Here is a 15,667-nt window from a genome sequence, read left to right on the forward strand (position 1 = left end):
GGTCCGTCAGTAGGAGACATGACTGACGTGACGACGGGCTGGCCGGTGATCGACAGCCCGGAGATGCTCACCGGGATGCTGGCGGACCGGCAGTACCTTGCGGGAGAAGGGCTGGCCGCGGCGGCCTTCCTGGCGTTGCGGATGGGGCGGCCGCTGTTCCTGGAGGGCGACCCGGGCGTCGGGAAGACGGACTTCGCCCGCAAGATCGCTGAGGCGCTCGGCGCCCGGTGCATCCGCCTGCAGTGTCACGCCGGTCTGGACGTCTCGCAGGCGCTGTACGACTGGAACTTCCCGAAGCAGATCCTCGCGCTGCGCGCGGCCGGTGAGGAGGCCGGCGACCGTGCGGCGCAGCTGCGGGGGCTGTACACGGAGGAGTTCCTGCACCGCAGGCCGATCCTGCAGGCGCTGGAGGGCGGGCGCACCGTGCTGCTGATCGACGAGATCGACCGGGCCGACGACGAGTTCGAGGCGCTGCTGCTGCAGGTGCTGGAGGACTACACGGTGGGCATCCCGGAGCTCGACGACGTCCGGGCGCCGTTCCCGCCGCTGGTGATCCTCACGTCGAACCGGACCCGGGAGGTGCACGACGCCCTCAAGCGGCGCTGCCTGTACCACTGGATCGCCCACCCCGAGCCGGAGCTCGAAGAGCGGATCCTGCAGCGGCGGGTCCCGGCGCTGCCGGAGGAGCTCGCCCGGCAGATCGCGGCCGGCATGCAGCGGGTGCGGGCCGCCAAGAACGTCGCGAAGCCTCCCGGGGTGGCGGAGTCGATCGACTTCGCCGAGGCGTTGACGGCGCGCGGGGCGGCCACCCTGACGCCCGCGACGGTGGACGCGGCGGTGTGCACCGTGGTCAAGCACCACGAGGACCTCGGCGTCGTGCGCCAGTTGCTGCTGGTGCCGACCCAGCGGGAAGCCGCATGAGCGCGGGAAGCGGCACGAAGGAGCTGTTCGAGCTCGTCGCGCAGCTGCGCGCGGAAGGCCTGGCGGTCGGGACGGACCGGGTCGTCCTCGCCGCTGAGGCGCTGGCCGGCCTGCCCGCGGATCCGTACCGGTCGCTGCGGGTCACCCTGTGCACCCGCGCGAGCGACCTGCCGATCTTCGACGCGGTGTGGGCGTCGCGGTCCGCCGCCGAGCCCGTCCCGGACGAGGTCGCGGCCGGGACGGTCGAGCCCGGCGCCGGCACCGCGGCCCCCGGCGCCGAGACGGAGCCGCCCACCGGTCAGCCCGCGGCCGCGGGCGGCGAGGACGAGCTGACCCGCCGGGACGTGGTGCACCTGACACCGGCCGAACGCGAGGAGATCCAGCGGCTCATCGCCCTGCTGGTGCCGGCCGCGCCCCGCAGGCCCGCCATGCGGCGCGTGCCGTCCAGGACCGGCCGGATCGACGCGCCCGCCACGATGCGGCTGATGCTGCGCAACGGCGGCGAACCGAGCCGCATCCTGCGCAGCCGCCGCGCCCAGCGGCCCAGGCGGCTGCTCATGCTCATCGACGTGAGCGGCTCGATGCGGGCGTACAGCGACGTCATGCTGCGTTTCGCCCACGCCGCGGTGGCGGTGCGGCCGGGCACCACCGAGGTCTTCACCGTCGGGACCCGGTGGACCAGGCTCACCGTCGAGCTGCGGGCCCGTGACGCCGACGCGGCGATGCGGGCGGTCGCCGAGGTCGAGACCGACTGGGGGCGCGGCACCAGGCTCGGCCCGGTGCTGCGGGACTTCCTGCGGCACTGGGGCGGCCGGACCGTGGTGCGCTCATCCGTGGTCGTGATCAGCTCCGACGGGGTGGAGTACGGCAACATGGCCGTCCTGCCGCAGCAGGTGGCCAGGCTGGCGCGGCTCGGCCACGTCGTCATCTGGGTGAACCCGGCGCTCGGCGATCCCGGCTACCGCCCGGTGAACCCGGCCCTCGACAACAGCCTGCCGCACGTGGTGGCACACCTGCCCGGCCACAGCTTCGAAGCCCTCCGCGAGCTCGCCGGGGTGATCGCGCGATGACGGGCGACGTGGTGGTCTCCGAAGCTGTGCGGCGCGTGCTCGCCCGCGACGACCTGCTGATGATGGCCGTAGACGTCGACAAGGCGGTCGGCATCGTGCGGCAGCGCGAGGCGCTGTCGAGGCTCACCAAGGACGAGAAGAGCCTGTTCTCGATCGCCCTGGAGCACTACCTCGCCATCGCCAACGGCACGGAGGGCTGGGCGACGAAGGCGCAGGCGTGGAAGCACGCCGGCGTCATCGTCCGGTTCTGCGAGATGGTCGGCATCCCCGTGCAGATGCCGGACGGCACGGCGTACACGACCCGGCAACTGCACGCCGCGTCGCTGCGTGAGCTGGGCGACGTGGAGGCGGACGGCTACCCGGACCAGCCGGCCCGTGACCTCACCCTGCACGCCTTCCACCGGCACGAGATGGCCCGCGACCTGCGCATCACCGGCAGGTTCGACGAGGCTCTGGGGCTGGCGCAGGTGAGCCCGGAGACGTTGAACGCGGCGGGGGCGGACCCCCACATGGCGCACCTGATGTACGAGACCGGCGCCGTCTACATCCTGCGCGGGCAGGCGGCCCAGGTCGAGCGGGTCATGGCCGAGATGGAGTCGTTCTGGTCGGGGCGGGCGGAGGTGCCCACGCGGTACCGGGCGGACCTCATCAACGCCGCGGCGCGCCGGGAGACCGGTGACGCCAGAGCGGAGCACGACCTCAGATCCGCCCTGGCCCGGGTGCGGGCGGTGGACAGCACCGACGCCCCCGACCGCGGCATCGGCGACCTGTCGGTCACGCTCGCCCTGGCGGAGTTCCTCGCGGAGCGCGACGGGTCGGACCAGGACCGTGCCGAGGCCGTGGAGTTCGGCCGGCACGCGCTGGGAATCGCCGACGACGTGCGGGGCCGGTGGCGGGTGATCGCCCGGTCGCGGGCGCCGCTGGCCGTCGTGTTCCAGCGGATCTACGGCGACATCGCCCTGCTCGCGTCCCGCCTGGACGGTCCGGACGCGGCCAGGCTCGGGCTGCGGGTCGCGCTGTCGGCGAAGCAGACCGGGTTCGCGGCCCGGATCAGGACCGGGCGCGCGCTGATGAGCCCGCGGGTCGAAGGCATCATCAACGACATCGTCGACGCCGAGGACGGACCCCGCCTGGGCGGCGGTGCCGGCACCGGCGGTACCGGCGGCAAGTCGCTGGAGACGCTGCGGTTCGAGCTGGAGCAGGCGGTGTCGCCGATGCTCGCCGACACCGTGCTGCCGCCGCCGGCGGACCTCAGCAAGCTGACCGACGTGATCGGCGACCGGCACGCGCTGGACTACCTGGAGGTGACCGACAGCCTCGCCGAGACGTCGACGCTGTTCCGGACCCTCGTCACGCCGGACGGCCGGATCAGTTTCGAGCGGTTCATGCCCGACCCGTTCCACGCCGCCTTCTTCGCCCTCGCCCGCGACAACGCCAACCTGGCGACGCTGCTCAACCTGGCGCTGGACCGGAAGGCCGAGGCCGCACGCGACTTCAACCTCGCCGGGACGGCGCTGGACGCCGGTCACGGACTGGACCTCGGCAGGTTCGACTGGGGCACGCTCGCCCGCAGCGTCCTGCCCGCGGCGCTGCTGCGGGACCTCGCGGTGGCGGGGCCGCCGATCAAGCTGTTGATCTCGGCGCACTCGTGGCTGAGCCTGATCCCCTGGCCGGCCCTGGACGTGAGCCCGGACGTGAGCCCGGACGAAGGCCCGGACGAAGGCCCGGACGAAGGCCCGGACGAAGGCCCCGGCGAGCGGCCGGTGCGGCTGGTCGAGCGGGCGGTCATCACCCAGACGCCGGCGTTCACCTGCCTGCAGCACCGGGAGCCGCCGCTGGTCACCGGGCGGGCGCTCATCCGGCTCGTGGGCCGCGACGAGGACGGGGTCGACGTCAGGGCCGAACGGGCCGCGTGGGGGCTGCCGGAGAGCACCGACGGGGTGCGGCTCAGCGACTGCCCCGTCACGGCCGGGCAGCCCACGGGCAGGGAGGGCAGGCTGGCCGAGGCGCTGCGGGACGAGGGCCGGTGGGGCTTCGTGCACATCGCGTCGCACGGCGCCGGGACGGGCCTCACGCAGTACCTCGACATCCCGGGCGAGACGCTGTCCTTCGGTCGCGCGCTCGGCCTGAAATGGCCCGGTTCGGTGCTCATGGCCTCGTGTTACGTCGGGCAGGTCATCAACGTCACGGAGGCGGAGCCGATCACGCTGGTCATGGCGCTGCTCAACGGCGGCGCCCGGTGCGTCGTGGCCGGCATCGACTCGGTGCACGACGGCGGGACCGGTCAGGCGGCGAGCCACATCGTGCGCGCGATCCGGCGGCACCCGGTGTCGCTGGACCACGCGCTGCACGACGCTCAGCTCGCCGCCGTCAGGGACGGCGCACCGGAGCAGGAGTGGGCCCTACTCGGTGCGTACACCCAGTGACGGGCGGGCCTCGGAGACCCGCAGGGCGGCCTCGACGCGAGCCTCGCGGCCGCTCTGCTCGGAGTAGCGGCCGAGCTTGTACCACCGGCGGCGCCACGGGTAGTAGGCCGGGCCGTTGCCGGTGAACGACCGGAGCGCGACCACGGACTGGTTGAACAGCGGCAGCGTGGCGGCGCCGATGATGTTGCCGTGGTTGGGGCCGCCGCCGCTCTCGTGCTGCAGCAGCCAGCTCGACAGGCCCGTCACCGCCTCGTCGTCGAGCGGGTCCGGCGTGAGGCAGGGGTCGAACGGGTCCTGCGAGGGCAGCGAGTGGCCGGGGACGAGCAGCGCCAGGTTGAGCCGGAGCTGCACCAGCGCCCGCTGATGGTCGCGCTTCATCGGCATCGGCGTGCCGTCGGCGTTGCTCACCGGCTCCTGGATGGCGTTGTACGCGTGGGTGACCTGCTCGATCAGCAGGGCGCGCTCGCCTTCCCAGGTGGCGGCCGCGGCCGGCATGCGCTGCAGGTGCTCCATCGCCGGGCACAGCGCCAGGGCGAGCAGCGCGGCGCGGGCGGTCATGATGCCGGGGTTGCGGTACCCGGTCACCAGCGCCAGCCGCCTGAGGGTGACGACGTGGACGAGGCCGTGCTTGTCCTTGATCGTCCGCGCGGTGTCCAGGGCCCGGCGGCCGATCTCGACCGCCTCGAAGAGCTGCTTGTACATCCGCTGGACCCAGCGCTCCTCGTCGTCGGTGCCCGCGCCGGCGAAGTCCTCGCTCCAGCGGCAGATGACCCGCTCGGCCGTCCGGCACGCCGTGCCGGTCTCGGCCAGTGCGAGCTGCAGCAGCACCTCGTCGAGGGCGAGGAGGAAGTCCTCGCGGCCCGCCAGGTCGCCGTGGGTGCCGCAGTAGCTGCGGTACCTGTCCCGCGCCTCCTGGTGCACGATGTACGCGGCGTCGTAGCCGGCCTCGGTGTCCCGCTTCGACTCCGCCAGGGCCTGCGACCGGATGGCGCCGAGGGCACGCGGGGCGAACTCCGGCCAGACCAGGCCGCGGGCGGCGTCCGCGAGCCGCCTGATATACCCGTACGCCCGGGCGCTCTGCTCGCGCTCCTGCTCGTCCATCGCCTCGAACGCCGCCTGGACCTGCTGGACGGCGTTCCACGACGCCTCGTAGATCAGCCAGCCCATGAGTGGCAGCAGCTCGGCCAGCGGCGCCGGGGGCAGCTCCGGCACCGGCTCCACGTAGTACGCCGCCTTGTACCGCTCGACGTCGCGCCCGATCCAGGTCACGACGTCGTCGTCGACGTCGCGGCCGCGGTGGCGGAAGTCCTCGCAGAGCTCCAGCAGCCTCGCGGTGTCCATCATGTCCGTCACGTGACGGTCCCCTTTCGTGTGGCCGGTCCGTCAGAAGCTGACGGACCGCAGCACGCACCAGGAGGCCGATCATGATGAGCGCCGATGAGCTCCGCACGCTCAGCACGGGGATCCGGGCCCGCAACGCGAAGGGTGGGCCGCCGCCCGGCAGCCCGGAGGTGGACACCGCGCTGGTGGGCCGGATCGAGGCGGACGTCGAGGAGTACCGGGCGAGGTTCCTCGTCGAACCGGTGCCCGCGGACCCGCCGGAGCCGCTGCGGGAGCTGCTGCCACTCATGGGCTGGCTGATCTTCGAGGCCTCCCTCGACCGGCTCTGGGAGGTCAAGGCCCAGTTCGAGCGGCTCGAAGGCCCCGACGGCGAGACGTCACGGGAGGCCGCCGCCCTGATCCGGCGCCTGGCGAACGCCGGCCGCGCGCTGGTGTGGCCGGAGTTCGCCTCGCGGCTGCTCGGCGCGATCCGGGCGGAGGCCCTCGTGGAGTCCAAGCGGGACACCGAGGCCGGGTACGACGCCGCCTACATCCTGCACCAGGAGGCCCGGGAACGGCACAGCAGCTACGAGGGCACGCTCGGCGGGCGCCTGACGCTGGAACTGGACGAGGTGCTGATGACGCTCGCGCTGGCCGAGACCGGCACCGCCTGCCGGACGGCGGAGCGGGTCATCGGCCGCTGGGACCAGGACTTCCGCCAGGAGGACCCGGGCCTGGACGAGGACCAGAGCCAGCGCTGGACCCAGCGCCTGTTCAAGCAGCTCGTCGACGGCATCGAGATCGGCGCGCACGCGATCGCCGACGGGACACGGATCAGGGACACCCTGGGACTCGTCGACGAGGTGACCGAGACCCGGCTGACGCTCGTCACCGGCCTGCGCAACCCCACGATCATGACCTGCCGCGCGATCCTGCTCGCGTACTCCATGTGTCCCGAGATGGAGCGGCTCGGACGGGTCCCACCGGCACCCGCCGAGACGTGGCCCGACTACCAGCGGCAGCTGCTGGAGCGGTTCGACAAGGCGTTCCCGACGCTGCTGCTGCCCGTGCTGAAGCCCAACGGTGACGTGTGGCCGCTGAACGCCGAGCACTCCCGCGCGCTCGTGCAGCTGTGCCTGCACCTCGGGCTCGTCACCCCGCGGCACCCCCTGCGCGAGCCCGTGCGCGTCGACGACGAGCTCACCCTGACGGTCCTGGACGACGACGCGGTCGAGCGGATGTCGGCGTGGCTGGCCACCGAGGTCGACGGCAGGCAGCGCGGCGACGGTAACACCATCGGCACCGCGTCCAAGCCGGACTTCATCCGCTCGGTCGAGGCGTGCCGGCAGGACTCCGGCGCCGCCGCGCGCTACCGGGAGTGGCGGATCCGCTGGTTCGAGCTGGACCGGTACGCCAAGGATCCCGGGCGACGCGACCGCATCGACGAGATCCTGCGCGGCCACGACGACGAGGGGTGAGCCGCGCTCAGCGGGCCGACGGCTCCAGGCAGGCCTCCGCGAGCCGGTTCATGGCCAGGATCGAGGAGCGGACCTCCTGCAGCAGCGCCGTGTGCGTGTTCGGCCGCAGCCAGCGGGTGTAGTCGTCGGTGGCGAGCCCGACCGTCTCGACACCGCAGCCGTACCGCAGGCCGAGCAGCCGCACCGAGTCGGCGTGCTGGAACGGCACGAAGAGGTCCGTGGTCACCACCAGCAACCGGTCGGTGCCGGCCGGGGTGTGGACGAGCTCGGCCCAGCCGGTCAGCGTGTCCGCCGTGTTCGCCCGGCGCCCCGGGGTCGTGGACGCCGCGGCGATCACCGACAGGGTGCGCCCCGAGGCGGTGTAGGTCAGCGTCCACCAGGGCTCGCCCTCGCCGGTGGCGCCCTCACGGCGCACGGGGGCGGCGTCGGCGGCGAACGCCCGGACCATGCCGGCCGCCATGGTGTCGGCCTCGAACGCGATGCCGGGCATGCCGAACGAGGCGGCGAGCCCGATCTCGGGGTCCTCCAGCTTCCGCAGGCTGCTCAGGGCGGAGACCGCCGGGGCCTCGACCCCGCCGCGCAGCAGCCGGGCCGCGAAGTCGGGACGGGCGAGCGCGGACCGCGCCCCGCCGCCGAGGACCAGCACGTGGTCGTACCGCGTCGAGGAGGGCCGCTCGCGGCCGGAGAGCCCGAGCGCCAGCACGGCCGCGTTGACGATCTCGCCGATCTCCTGCGAGTACTCCAGGACCTGGATCTCGCCTCGCTCCAGCGCGCCGCCGCGGTAGTCCCAGGCCGCGGAGAACGCCACGAGCTGCGCGAGCGCCTCATCCGCGGTGCCGCTCGGCGCGGTCCCGCCGAAGCAGCGGACGAGCCCCGCGACGGCGTCGGAGCGCACCCACCGGTCGATCGCCGACCGCACGGTCGTGGGATCGGCCCCGCCGACCGGCCACTGCGGCAACGCGACGGTCTCGAAGATCGGCGACATGGGGGTCCTCTCGTGGCGGGGTGCGCGGCGTCCATGAATGTATGCCCGCGACGGCGGTGGGCGTACCAGCCGGTCGGCGGTCTCCGCAGGATCCCGCGGGTCAGGGCGTGGCGGGCTGGTCCGCGTAGAGGGCGTCGAAGACGGGCAGCGGGTTCAGCGTGGTGTACGAGCGTGCCCGGTCGCCGGCGATGAGCGCCGAGCACGCCGGGTCCACGACGACCACCAGGGGCTGCTGCTCGGGGAGCGTGAACACCAGGCTCAGCTGGACCGGCATGGTGATCGGCAGGCACGCCTGGTCGGGGGGTACCGGCGGCAGCGCGTTGAGCACGGCGGTGAGGCGGTCGACGCCGGTGGTGAGCACCTTCGGGGCCGCGACCCCGGCGGCGGTCGGGGAGCCGAAGGCGCGGCGCGGGCCGGCCAGAGGTGTCTCGCATCTGGTGACCGTGGTTGCGCCCGGCGGGACCAGCGGGCCGCCGGCGTCGGTCGGCGGGGTGCCGCCGACCCGAAGGCGCACCTCGGCGCAGTTCACCGTCGTCCAGGCGGCGCCGGACGCGAACGGTGAGGCGCCCGCGGACGGCGTCGCCATCGACGGCGGCGCCGCGGCCGTGCCCGGCCCGGATGGGAACAAGGACGCGGACGGGAACACGGACGCGGACGGGAACACGGAGGCGGACGGGTCGACCGGCATCGCCCGCGCGGGTCGGCCGGGTGGCGGCGGCGCGGCCATCGGGGCGACCAGCGCGGCCGGCGCCGGGGCGGCCGGACCGTCGCCGGCCGGTGCGTCACGGTGCGCACCGGCCAGCATCGCGGCACCGCTCGCAACGACCGCCGCGACAAGCGCCGCAGGGACCGCCCTGACGGCGGCGGGCGGGGCTGGAGCGGCCATGCCTCCAGGCTAGGCGGGCGGCTCGGCGCCGGTGGCGGGTTGCCAGGGCTGCACCCAGGGCGTCGCCGGCCAGCCCTCGGCGGCGGCCATCAGCGGCCAGCAGGTGGCGCCGTCGACGGCCTCGCGGACGATGTCGGCGTGGCCGGCGTGGCGGGCGGTCTCCTCGATGAGGTGCAGCAGGACCCAGCGGACCGACCAGGCGTCGACGTCGTCGGGGAACCAGGGCACGCCCTTCGGCACCGGCACCGGCCGGCTCATGTCGGTGATCCCGGCGACCGTCGCGGCGGTCTCCTCGGCGGCCTTGGCGTAGTCGGCGAGGACGTCGGCCAGGGTCTCGTCCTCGCGGAGGCGGAAGCCGTCCTCGTAGTCGGCCTGCTGGCCGGGCGCCTGCACCATGATGGCCGCCCAGTTGCGCTCCATCTGGGCGAGGTGCTTGACGAGGCCGCCGACGGTCAGGGTGCCGGCGGTCGGGGCCAGCCGGGCCTGCTCGTCGGTGAGGCCGTAGGCGGCGTTGCGCACGCCCTGGCGTTGCTGGTCGAGGAAGGCGAGCAGACCCTCGCGTTCGTCGGCGACGGGCGGCACGTTTCCCGGCATGGCTGGACCCCTCTCGGCACGGGTCGACAGGAACTGTCGAGTCCCATCATGCCGAGGGTTGCGGTCAGATGCTGTCCGCAATCCCGAACGGGGTCGGCGGCAGCGGCAGCGGCAGGCCGGGCAGCCCGTCCAGGCTGACCCCGACGTGTTCCTTGCTCTCGAAGTACGCCCCGAGCGACGCGTCGTCCTCCCGGGCGAAGCGCTTCGCGTGCAGGTCACGGTCGGCGTCGTACGTCATGAACGGCACCGCGTAACCGCACGTGTCGCGGATCAGTTCGGCGTGCACGACGATGATCGCGCGCAGGCCGTGCTGGGTCGTGTCGATGGTGGGGAAGTGCGCCACGAGGTCCGTCCAGCGGGGGTCGTCGCGGAACACCGGCTCGCCGCGCCCGTGCACGCGCACGATGTTGGGCGGGCCGTCGAACGCGCACCACATGAGCGTGATCCGCCCGTTCTCCCGCAGGTGCGCGACGGTCTCGGCGTTGCTGCCGGCGAAGTCGAGGTACGCCACCGTCAGCTCGTCGAGGATCACGAAGGACCCGGTGAGCCCCTTCGGCGACAGGTTGACGGTGCCGTCGCCGGACAGCGGCGCGGTCGCGGTGAAGAAGATGTGCTGCGCCTCGATGAAGGTGCGCAGCCGGCCGTCGATTCGTTCGTACACCTTGCCCATGCAGCCCATACTCCCGCTGCCGCAGGGGTCCCGTCAGCCCCGTTTCACATGACGGTCGTTACAGCGGCAGCAGCGCCGGCGACGCGGTGCTCTCCCGGACCACCAGCCGGGTGGCCAGCTCGATGCGGGTCGACTCGATGCGCTCCCCGGCGATGATGCGCAGCAGGGTGCGGGCCGCTGCGACCCCCATCTCGTGCAGCGGCTGGCGGACCGTGGTCAGCGGCGGCGCCGTCCACTCGGCGAAGTTGAGGTCGTCGAAGCCCACGACGCTCACGTCGTGCGGGACGCTGCGCCCGCCCTGCCGCAGTGCCTCGTAGACACCGGTCGCCTGCTGGTCGCTGCCGGCGAAGACGGCGGTCGGCGGATCGGGCAGTGCCAGGAACCCGGCCATCGCCCGCAGGCCGCCGTCGTGATGAAAGTTTCCGTACCGCACCAGCTGCCGGTCGGCGGGGATCCCGGCGGATTCGAGGGCGGCGCGGTAGCCGGCGATGCGGGCGCGGGTGCACTGCAGCTGCTCGGGGCCGCCGATCGCGCCGATGCGGCGGTGCCCGAGGCCGACGAGATGCTCCGTCGCGGCGTAGCCGCCGGCGAAGTTGGTCGCGCCGATCGACGGCACGTCCGGCGGCGGCTGGCTGACGCCGTCGACGACCACGAACGGCATGCTGCGGCGGGACAGCTCGGCCCGTTGGTGCTCGCTGAGCTCGGACAGGACCAGGATGGCGCCCTGCGAGCCGCGGGCCAGCAGCGACTCCAGCCAGCGCCTGGTCAGGCTCTCCCGGTTGTGCACCGCGGAGACGACCAGGCCCAGGCCGGCGGCCTCGACGACCTCCTCGACGCCGGTGAGGATCGACAGGCCCCAGACGCTGTCGAGCTCGTTGATGACCAGGTCGACCAGGTCGCTGCGGCGGCCGGGGCGGCGGGAGGCGTGCGGCCGCTGGTAGCCGCGGTCGGCGAGGAGCTGCTCGATGTGCTTGCGGGTGGCGACGGAGACGTCGGTGTGCCCGTTGAGCACCTTCGATACGGTCGAGATGGCCACGTTGGCCTCGCGGGCGATCTCCGCCATGGTCGGGCGTTTCGTCACCATGCCGCGCCCCTCAGCTCACTCGGGGCGGTGTTTCGAAACACCCGCCGCACCGTTTGTCTGATCGGGACCGTACACCTCCTCACCCCACGTTCGAAATACCCGCGAAACTTTCGAAACTTCAGGAGCGGGTCGCCTCGGTGCGCAGGCCCTCGCCCTCCATCGCCATGTACCGGCGGACCAGCCCTGAATAGAACAGCAGCGTCGGGCGCGCGAGGGGGCCGGCGAAGGACAGCGTCAGCTCGGCCACGCAGGTGCCGTCGCCGGCGTCGGCCGCCCAGTGTCCGGCGACGTTGCGGATGCCGGGCGAGCGTGACGCCCACTCGAATCCGGTCGGGCCGACCTTCGTCACGGTCCACGTCGACGGCGGCAGCTTCGGCTGCTTCACCACCACCGTCTCGCCGACGGTCAGCGGGCCCGTCGCGGTGCGCTCCACAGTGGACACCGACGCCGTCCACTGCGGCCAGCGGGCCACGTCGCACATGATCCGGCCGACCACGTCGGCCGGGGCGCCCACGGGCACCCGCTCGGAGAAATCGATCGCCATGCCCGACAGCCTAAGCCTGTCCGGGACGGGACAGCCCGCCGCGCGAACCGCCCGGTGGCGGGCCACGTGATTCCACGCGACAATCTGTCCAGTGAAAAGGAGGGGACCGATGCGCGTCCTCGTCGTAGGCGCCGGCCCCGCCGGTCTGACCACCGCCGTCACCATCGCCCGGTACGGGGTCCCGGTGCTGCTCGTGGAGCGCCGGGCCGACACCACCAGCCTGCCCCGCGCCACCGCCGTCAGTACCCGCACCATGGAGCTGTTCCGCTCGTGGGGCATCGAGGAGCGGGTCCGCGCCGCCGGGCCCGACGTCAGCTGGCAGGCCCGCGTCGCCCGCAACCTGACCGCGCCCGACGGCGTCGTGGCCGACATCGGCTTCCCCACCCGCGAGCAGGCCCTCGCGGTCAGCCCGACCTGGCCGGCGTGTGTGCCGCAGGACGCCCTGGAGGAGGTCCTGCTCGAGCACCTGCGCGGCTTCCCGAACGTGCGCGTCCACCAGGCCACCGAGGTCACCGACCTGCACGACGGCCCCGGCGGCCCCGGCGGCACCGTGCTCGCCCGGCTGCGGGACCGGCGCACCGACGTCTCCCGAATCGTCGCCGCCGCGTACGTCGTCGGCGCCGACGGGCCGCGCAGCGTCGTGCGCGACGCGGCGGGCATCGGCACCGAGGGCCCCGGCGTGCTCGCCGACTACTCCTCCACGATGTTCCACGCGCCGCTGTGGGAGCACCTCGGCGAGCGCCGCCACGGCATCTACCCCCTCACCGACCCGGCCGTGTCCGGCGTGCTGCTGCCCGCCGGCGGCGACCGCTGGGTGTACGGCCGGGAGACCGACGGCCGCGACGGCACCGTGGACCTGCTGCGGGCCGCGACCGGCGTCGCCGACCTGCGGCCGCGGATCACCCGCGAGGCCCGGTTCACCTTCACGGTGCGCCTGGCACAGCGGTACCGCACCGGCAGGATGTTCCTCGCCGGCGACGCGGCGCACCAGATCACGCCGCGCGGGGGTACCGGGATGAACACGGCGATCCACGACGGCCACGACCTGGGCTGGAAGCTCGCGTGGGTGCTGCTGGGCTGGGCCGGTCCGCAGCTGCTGGACACCTACGAGACCGAGCGGCGGCCCGTCGGGCTGCGCAATGCGGCACGCTCCGCGCAGCCCGACGGCAGCTACCGCGCCGCCGCCGGCGAACTGGCCAACGACCTCGGCGGCCGGCTGCCGCACGCATGGCTCGACCGGGACGGCACCCCGGTGTCGACCCTGGACCTGCTCGGCCCCCGCAGCACGCTGCTGGTCGGGCCGCGGTACACGGGATCCGTCACGGCCGGGGACGCACCGCCTGGACGCGGCGACGGCCGGCCTGCTCGGCGTGGAGCCGGCCGGCGCGCTGCTGCTGCACCCCGACGGCCGGCCCGCCGCCGCGCGGGGTCTACTTCTCCAGGAGGCCGGCGCCGGGAACCTTCGGCGCTAGCGGCGGGCAGTGCGTGTGGGTGGCGGCGGCCAGGCCGCCACACTGCGCCGGCAGCCCGACGAGCAGGTTGTGGTCGTAGATCAGCAGCGCCCACCGGCCGAAGTCGTGCCGCTCGACCGGCGGGCCGAACTGCGCGAGCGCACCTTCGACGGTGCCGTACCGGGCGTGCTTCAGGTCCACGACCAGGAACCGAGCGTCGTGCTTGGCGGCGTCGTACCAGTCGGCGTCGGACTCCCACCGGAACGAGCGGACGTCCGGCCCGATGACCGGCGCCACGTGCGTGCGCCCGCCGCTGGCGACGGTGATGTTGTTGGAGCCCCAGTAGCTGCCGAGGCCGTAGCGCAGGTCGTGCGCGACGAGGTACTCCGCGACCGCGTGTGCCTCCGGCGGCTCCGGCCGCGCCGACGCCGCCTGCGTGCCGAACGCCACGACCAGCACCACGGCCGCGGCCGCCATGACGCGCTTGGCGGCCGGACCGGCGGCGAGCAGCCGCTCGCCCCACAGCCGCCCGGCCAGGGCCGCGCCGAACGGCAGCACGGTCACGATCTGCCGGGCGCTGCCCATGTCGCCGGCCTGCGTCGAGGCGATGAACGCGGCGAGGTTGACCAGGATCGCGGTCGTCATGACCTCCGCGACCCGGTCGCCCTGCGGCGCGCGGAAGAACCTCGCGACGGTCGTGCCGGCCGCCGCCACCGCGAGCAGCAGCAGCGCCAGGTTGACGATCCCGGCGGCGAGCGCGACCGGCCCGTCCAGCGCCGGCAGGTACGCCCCGAAGTTGTGCGCCGTCGCCGTCGCCGCCGTCACCACGTGGTCGCCGAGTTCCCCGGTCGGGCTGAACCGGGCCACCGGCGAGTGCACGGAGAACCCGCCGCCCCACCAGATCAGGGCCAGCAGCCCGTGCGCGAGCGCCATCGAACCGGCCGCGGCCACCAGCAGGTGCGCGTCCGGCCCGCGCCACGTGCGGCCCTTCACCAGCCGCGCGGCGCTGACCAGCGTCAGCGGCACCGCGCCGACGAACATCGCGAGCGGGTCGGCGACCTGGGCGAGCGCCAGGACCACGAGCACGCCCACGGGCCACCACCGCCGCAGCGGCGTGCCACCCCGCCGGTCCACGATCAGCCACGCGAGCAGCAGCGGCACCGCAGTGCCGGTGTGATCCGGCGCATACAGCACGATCGCCCACCCGCCGTGCGGCTGCGGCACCAGCAGGGTCGCCACGACCACCGCCACCCGCGCCCACGCCGCACGCCCGGTGGCGTCACCCTTCGCGACCAGCGCCGCGAACAGGATCAGCAGCAGATACGTCATGGCCGACGCCACGTGCACGACGTCCTGGTCGAGGCCGTAGAACACCTCGATGAGTGCGTACTGGACCAGCTCCGTCGGGTAGAACGACACGTCGCTGAGCGTCCAGCCGCTCAGCAGTACGTCGCCGTGCAGCATGTCCCACGCCTGCAGCGCGTTGGCGGCCGCGTCGCTGTTGGTGGGCGTCGCCCGCGCCATGCGCAGATAGCCCAGCAGCAGCACCGCGACCCCGGCCAGGACGGCTCCGACCGTCGCGAACCTGACCTTGCGTTTCCCTGGTGCCTCCGGTGTACCGACACCGCCGGCTCTGACACGTTGACGCGGAATGGTGGGCAGGGTCGCCCGCTGGGCGGGCCCCGTCACCCCGCCGAGAGTTGGGCTCACACAGCCTCCGACGCTTTCCCCCCGCCGCGTGGTTGGCGGCACCCAGTGAACGTGATCTACCTGTGATCACGCCGCCCGCCATTCTCCAGCACCCCCGCCACCCCCCGTTGCCCGCTCGCCCCCGATGTGTCGCATCCCTCTGTTGTGCCAGTCAAGCGATGTATGAGTCTCGATGCCCGTCGGAGAAGCTCCAGGGCACGGGAATGAGCCGGTCTGAGAAGTCGTAGGCGTAGTGGTCCGGCACGGCGACCGGCGCCGGCACCAGGTGCCGGTAGATCACCATGGTCACGACCTCGATGGCTCCCCGGCGCTGTACTTCTCGGATCGCCAACCACACCCATCGCGAACGATGCAACCTCCACGGAACGCTCCAGTCTGAGTCGGCCGCACGGGCTCAACGCCGTCGTTTGCGTCGGCGCGTATCCGACCCGGCGTTGCGGGACGCGGACCGGCAGGGGAGGCGCAGGACGGGGAGATTCGGTGAAGCATCGGCGGAGTGGATGGCGGGCCGGTCGGGCCGGGCCCGAT

At 73.6% G+C, this 15,667-nt stretch carries 13 protein-coding genes; 5 read left to right on the forward strand and 8 right to left on the reverse strand.

What is annotated here, in order from left to right; translation table 11 throughout:
* Positions 1 to 18 precede the first annotated feature (18 nt).
* From OHA72_RS28520 to OHA72_RS28530, 3 genes are read left to right on the forward strand one after another with little or no spacing between them, the layout of a single operon-like run.
* Entirely contained in the window at positions 19 to 921 is a 903-nt protein-coding gene (locus OHA72_RS28520) for an AAA family ATPase (RefSeq protein ID WP_327010862.1), read from the forward strand.
* Complete coding sequence (locus tag OHA72_RS28525; protein WP_327010863.1) at positions 918 to 1,991, forward strand: vWA domain-containing protein; 1,074 nt, start codon at positions 918 to 920, stop codon at positions 1,989 to 1,991. Before OHA72_RS28520 ends, OHA72_RS28525 begins: the two co-directional genes overlap by 4 nt.
* Positions 1,988 to 4,417 (forward strand): CHAT domain-containing protein, encoded by a 2,430-nt coding sequence (locus tag OHA72_RS28530; RefSeq protein WP_327010864.1) that lies wholly within the window; start codon positions 1,988 to 1,990, stop codon positions 4,415 to 4,417. Before OHA72_RS28525 ends, OHA72_RS28530 begins: the two co-directional genes overlap by 4 nt.
* Here the strand turns inward: OHA72_RS28530 and OHA72_RS28535 are convergent.
* Positions 4,394 to 5,770, reverse strand: coding sequence for a hypothetical protein (locus OHA72_RS28535; protein WP_327010865.1), 1,377 nt, complete (start codon positions 5,768 to 5,770; stop codon positions 4,394 to 4,396). The two genes, OHA72_RS28530 and OHA72_RS28535, sit on opposite strands and share 24 nt — an antisense overlap.
* A 71-nt stretch (positions 5,771 to 5,841) precedes the next feature.
* On the opposite strand from OHA72_RS28535, the gene OHA72_RS28540 reads away from it, so the two are divergent.
* Positions 5,842 to 7,215 carry a hypothetical protein gene (locus OHA72_RS28540; protein ID WP_327010866.1) on the forward strand — a complete coding sequence of 458 codons (1,374 nt, stop codon included), beginning with the start codon at positions 5,842 to 5,844 and terminating at the stop codon, positions 7,213 to 7,215.
* A 7-nt stretch (positions 7,216 to 7,222) separates the two neighbouring features.
* Here OHA72_RS28540 and OHA72_RS28545 read toward each other — a convergent pair whose 3' ends face one another.
* The 6 genes from OHA72_RS28545 to OHA72_RS28570 form a co-directional block, all read right to left on the reverse strand.
* On the reverse strand, positions 7,223 to 8,200 hold the full coding sequence (locus OHA72_RS28545; protein ID WP_327010867.1) for a hypothetical protein: 978 nt from the start codon (positions 8,198 to 8,200) through the stop codon (positions 7,223 to 7,225).
* Positions 8,201 to 8,300: 100 nt separating this feature from the next.
* Entirely contained in the window at positions 8,301 to 9,086 is a 786-nt protein-coding gene (locus OHA72_RS28550) for a hypothetical protein (RefSeq protein WP_327010868.1), read from the reverse strand.
* A gap of 9 nt (positions 9,087 to 9,095) precedes the next feature.
* A complete protein-coding gene (locus tag OHA72_RS28555) occupies positions 9,096 to 9,680 on the reverse strand; it encodes a DinB family protein (protein WP_327010869.1) in 585 nt (194 codons plus the stop codon).
* A gap of 64 nt (positions 9,681 to 9,744) precedes the next feature.
* Positions 9,745 to 10,350, reverse strand: a complete 606-nt coding sequence (locus tag OHA72_RS28560; RefSeq protein WP_327010870.1) for a pyridoxamine 5'-phosphate oxidase family protein — start codon at positions 10,348 to 10,350, stop codon at positions 9,745 to 9,747.
* 58 nt (positions 10,351 to 10,408) lie between these two features.
* A complete protein-coding gene (locus OHA72_RS28565; protein ID WP_327010871.1) occupies positions 10,409 to 11,434 on the reverse strand; it encodes a LacI family DNA-binding transcriptional regulator in 1,026 nt (341 codons plus the stop codon).
* A gap of 118 nt (positions 11,435 to 11,552) precedes the next feature.
* Positions 11,553 to 11,978 (reverse strand): SRPBCC family protein, encoded by a 426-nt coding sequence (locus OHA72_RS28570; protein WP_327010872.1) that lies wholly within the window; start codon positions 11,976 to 11,978, stop codon positions 11,553 to 11,555.
* A 109-nt stretch (positions 11,979 to 12,087) separates the two neighbouring features.
* Here OHA72_RS28570 and OHA72_RS28575 point away from each other — a divergent pair, with 109 nt between their 5' ends.
* The gene (locus OHA72_RS28575) at positions 12,088 to 13,716 is read left to right on the forward strand and encodes an FAD-dependent monooxygenase (protein WP_327010873.1); all 1,629 of its coding nucleotides are present in this window, start codon (positions 12,088 to 12,090) and stop codon (positions 13,714 to 13,716) included.
* Between the two features lie 1,574 nt (positions 13,717 to 15,290).
* On the opposite strand, the gene OHA72_RS28580 is transcribed toward OHA72_RS28575, so the two are convergent.
* Positions 15,291 to 15,422, reverse strand: a complete 132-nt coding sequence (locus OHA72_RS28580; protein WP_327010874.1) for a hypothetical protein — start codon at positions 15,420 to 15,422, stop codon at positions 15,291 to 15,293.
* Positions 15,423 to 15,667 lie beyond the last annotated feature (245 nt).

Source organism: Dactylosporangium sp. NBC_01737 (assembly GCF_035963215.1).
Classification (GTDB): Bacteria; Actinomycetota; Actinomycetes; order Mycobacteriales; family Micromonosporaceae; genus Dactylosporangium.

Bases quoted from the DNA above. Each gene is read 5' to 3' on its own strand.
- OHA72_RS28520 (WP_327010862.1), top strand. From the start codon at position 19: ATGACTGACGTGACGACGGGCTGGCCGGTGATCGACAGCCCGGAGATG.
- OHA72_RS28525 (WP_327010863.1), top strand. From the start codon at position 918: ATGAGCGCGGGAAGCGGCACGAAGGAGCTGTTCGAGCTCGTCGCGCAG.
- OHA72_RS28530 (WP_327010864.1), top strand. From the start codon at position 1,988: ATGACGGGCGACGTGGTGGTCTCCGAAGCTGTGCGGCGCGTGCTCGCC.
- OHA72_RS28540 (WP_327010866.1), top strand. From the start codon at position 5,842: ATGATGAGCGCCGATGAGCTCCGCACGCTCAGCACGGGGATCCGGGCC.
- OHA72_RS28545 (WP_327010867.1), bottom strand. From the start codon at position 8,200: ATGTCGCCGATCTTCGAGACCGTCGCGTTGCCGCAGTGGCCGGTCGGC.
- OHA72_RS28550 (WP_327010868.1), bottom strand. From the start codon at position 9,086: ATGGCCGCTCCAGCCCCGCCCGCCGCCGTCAGGGCGGTCCCTGCGGCG.
- OHA72_RS28555 (WP_327010869.1), bottom strand. From the start codon at position 9,680: ATGCCGGGAAACGTGCCGCCCGTCGCCGACGAACGCGAGGGTCTGCTC.
- OHA72_RS28560 (WP_327010870.1), bottom strand. From the start codon at position 10,350: ATGGGCAAGGTGTACGAACGAATCGACGGCCGGCTGCGCACCTTCATC.
- OHA72_RS28565 (WP_327010871.1), bottom strand. From the start codon at position 11,434: ATGGTGACGAAACGCCCGACCATGGCGGAGATCGCCCGCGAGGCCAAC.
- OHA72_RS28570 (WP_327010872.1), bottom strand. From the start codon at position 11,978: ATGGCGATCGATTTCTCCGAGCGGGTGCCCGTGGGCGCCCCGGCCGAC.
- OHA72_RS28575 (WP_327010873.1), top strand. From the start codon at position 12,088: ATGCGCGTCCTCGTCGTAGGCGCCGGCCCCGCCGGTCTGACCACCGCC.
- OHA72_RS28580 (WP_327010874.1), bottom strand. From the start codon at position 15,422: ATGGTGATCTACCGGCACCTGGTGCCGGCGCCGGTCGCCGTGCCGGAC.